The organism is Roseateles sp. P5_E11 (assembly GCF_054049355.1).
Window position 1 is genome coordinate 1 of the sequence record NZ_JBFUMO010000641.1, and the last position, 3,106, is coordinate 3,106.

At 63.4% G+C, this 3,106-nt stretch carries 3 protein-coding genes and 1 pseudogene; all 4 read left to right on the top strand.

The genetic code is table 11. From position 1 onward, the window contains the following. A partial coding sequence (locus ACXJKR_RS28395) for an ATP-binding cassette domain-containing protein (RefSeq protein WP_457325678.1) occupies positions 1–409 on the top strand: 409 nt, incomplete at its 5' end. Positions 410–439: 30 nt separating this feature from the next. Continuing rightward, positions 440–772: pseudogene (locus tag ACXJKR_RS28400) on the top strand (thioredoxin family protein); the annotation flags it as partial. A 30-nt stretch (positions 773–802) separates the two neighbouring features. Beyond that, a complete protein-coding gene (locus tag ACXJKR_RS28405) occupies positions 803–1,768 on the top strand; it encodes a hypothetical protein (protein WP_457325679.1) in 966 nt (321 codons plus the stop codon). A gap of 7 nt (positions 1,769–1,775) precedes the next feature. Next, on the top strand, positions 1,776–3,106 hold a 1,331-nt coding region (locus ACXJKR_RS28410; RefSeq protein ID WP_457325680.1), incomplete at its 3' end, for a S9 family peptidase.

Consider the following 3,106-nt stretch of genomic DNA (forward strand, 5'->3'; position numbering starts at 1 on the left):
CCTCAAGGAGGCCCTGTGCTATCCGGAGCCCGCTGACAGCTTCGACGACGAAGCATGCAGGCAGGCGCTGCGGGACTGCAAGCTGCCCCAATTCGTCGAGCAGCTGCAAGAAAGTGCGCGGTGGCCCCAGCGCCTCTCCGGTGGAGAGCAGCAGCGCCTGGCGTTTGCACGAGCCATTCTGGCTCGGCCCGACTTCCTCTTCCTCGACGAATCGACCAGCGCCCTCGATTCGCCAACCGCGACGGCGCTGTACGAACTCCTCGCGGAACGGCTTCCGCGCACCACGGTGATCAGCGTGGCGCACACCACGACGTTGGACCAGTTCCACAACCGCGTGCTGGAGCTTCACCCCGGTCAACCGGCGGTGCAGTCAGAGCTTGCGCAACCCGCGGCCTCGCTGTCCAGCTGACGCCACCGATCACCGAACTTTGGAAGGACTCGCATGAGCGATCAGATCACTGCAGTTACTGATGCCACCTTTGCCCAGGAAGTAGAAGCAAGCGGCGTCCCGGTCCTGGTGGACTTCTGGGCGCCGTGGTGTGGCCCGTGCATGGCGCTGATGCCCGTCATGGAGGCCCTGACGCCGGCATACGAGGGCAGCCTCAAGATCGTCAAGGTCAATGTTGACGAGAACGAGGCGCTGAAGAACCGCTTCAACGTGCGCGGAATCCCGGCGCTGTTCCTGGTCAAGGACGGTGGCAAGAGCGTCACGCCGGTCAAGGAGCGCAGCCGCACGCGGCTGACGCTGGAGCTTGACGGCCTCCTCTCCTGATTCCCCAACAATTCTCAACGCGAAACACATATGTCTCTCGAAGCCTTTCATGGTGATGCATCTCTCAAGGCCGAAATGATCGGGCGCGTCCGCTCGATGGATGCGGACGGCAAGCTGCTGGTCATGGGCGTCCTTCATTGGGACGACGAGAAATCGCTGTACTCGTTCAACGGGGCCCTGGCCCAAACCGAAGACCGTGAAGAGTTCATCAAGAAGACGGGCATTCCTATCGAGCTGGCCCAGATCGTCGAGTCCACGGTCGCGCTGAACACGGTTTCTCTGCCGAGCAAGGACGCTCCTTTCGGTCTGGAGTTCCGCAGCGATGAGGAGACGCGCCGCTATGCAGCAGGCTGGTACGAAAGCGTTCGACCTGGCGCCGACCTCTCTGGCGTCATGCCCAAGTACATGACCTACTTCCTGGAGTTCGTCCTCGGCTCGGAGTTCGACCTCAAGGAATACATCTCGTCCGCGATGCGCTCGGCGGGCGAGAGGATCCTGGCCAACTGGAAAGCCGAGCTGGCGGGCGAGAAGACGGACCCCAAGGTATGGCGCGCAATCCGCGCGGAGGCTGTCGCCGCAAACGCCGGGTACGACGCCGCCTGGACCTACCCCCTCGCCTACTTCATCGAGACCTTCGCCTGGCCAGTACGCGACATGGTCGCCGAGTTTGGCCAGCCCTATGGCTTCCTGTGCGGCAACTGGCTGGCCTTCACGCGTCGACCCCACTTCGATGAGGTGGACCGGATGAACTCCGAGCTGTCGTTGAAGGGCTTTCTTCTCAGCGACCGCCTGGAGAAGGAGGGCAAGGGCGGCCAGGAGGAGATGCAGGCAATGCTCGATGCAAATCCTGACATCAAGCGAGCCATGATGCTCAACAGCGTGGATCCGGAGGGCTACGCCAATTACCGGCAAGCGCAGCTGCGTGCCTTCCCTGCCACGACGCCTCGCGTCAAGAAGCTGCTCGATCAGCTGGTCACGTTCATCTCAGAGGCGTGATCCCAGCATGCAACTCAAAGATACTTCGCTGCTCACCCGCGCCGTTCTGTTCGGCAACCCCGAACGCGGTGGCTGCCAGGTCAGTCCCTGCGGCACATGGATCGCCTTCGTCGCCCCACAGGATGGGGTGATGAACCTCTGGGTCACGGAACGCGGCCAGGACGCCGCTGCCTCGTTCAACTCCGCCAGGTGCATCACCAGGGACCGTGCCCGAGGCATCTACAACTTCAGCTGGTCCCACGACGGCACTCACCTGCTGTACCTGCAGGACGCCAATGGCGACGAGAACGACCACGTGTTCGCGGTCGCTGCGGCTGGCGGCGAAGCGCGGGACTTGACGCCGTTTCCAGGTGTACGCGCGTCGGTGCAGGCATTGAGCCTCAAGCACCCGGGCAAGGTGCTTGTCACGCTGAACAAGCGAGATCCTCGATTCGCCGACCTCTACGTGGTCGAGCTCGGCTCCGGCGAGTTAACGCTGGTCCGCGAGAACCCGCGCTTCTACGGTTTCGTGACGGATGACGACTACCAGGTCAAGCTGGCCATCGCGCCCAAGCCGGACGGCGGCCGCACGCTGCTCAAGCCAGCGGGAGACGACTGGGTTGCGTATCTGGAGACCGCCGCCGAGGACGCCGCCAACTCGCACCCGGTCGGATTGAATGCCGACGGGCACACGCTCTACATGCTCGACAGCAGCGGTCGCGACACCGCCGCGCTGGTCAGCATCGACCTGCGTCAGGAAGCTGCGACACCACGCCTGATCGCGCAGCATCCGCAGGGAGACATCAACGGCATCTGGGCACATCCTCGCAGCCACGCCCCCCTGGCCTGGATCGCGACCATCGAGCGTCGCGAGGTTCACGTGCTCGACGCAAGCCTTCAGAACGACCTGGCCTACCTTGATGCCCAGGGACTTGGCGAATGGGGCTTGACTACGCAGACCTTGGACGAGACCGTGTGGGTCGTGCGCGCCGCCCGCGACATGAACCCTGCGACGTACTACCTCTATGAGCGCGCTCGAGCAAAGCTGACCAAGCTCTACGACGCAGTCCCTTCGCTGGTCGACGCACCACTTGCGCGGATGCAGAGCACGAAGATCACGTCGCGTGACGGCTTGGACATGGTGAGCTATCTCACCCTGCCCGTGCATGTCGATCGACCAAACCATCCGCTGGCCAGCTCCCAGCCGGTGCCGCTCGTGCTCTTCGTTCACGGCGGCCCACGGGAGCGGGATCGTTGGGGCTACAACCCGTATCACCAGTGGTTAGCCAACCGCGGCTACGCAGTCCTGTCCGTCAACTATCGGTCGTCCACAGGCTTTGGCAAGGCGTACATCCGTGC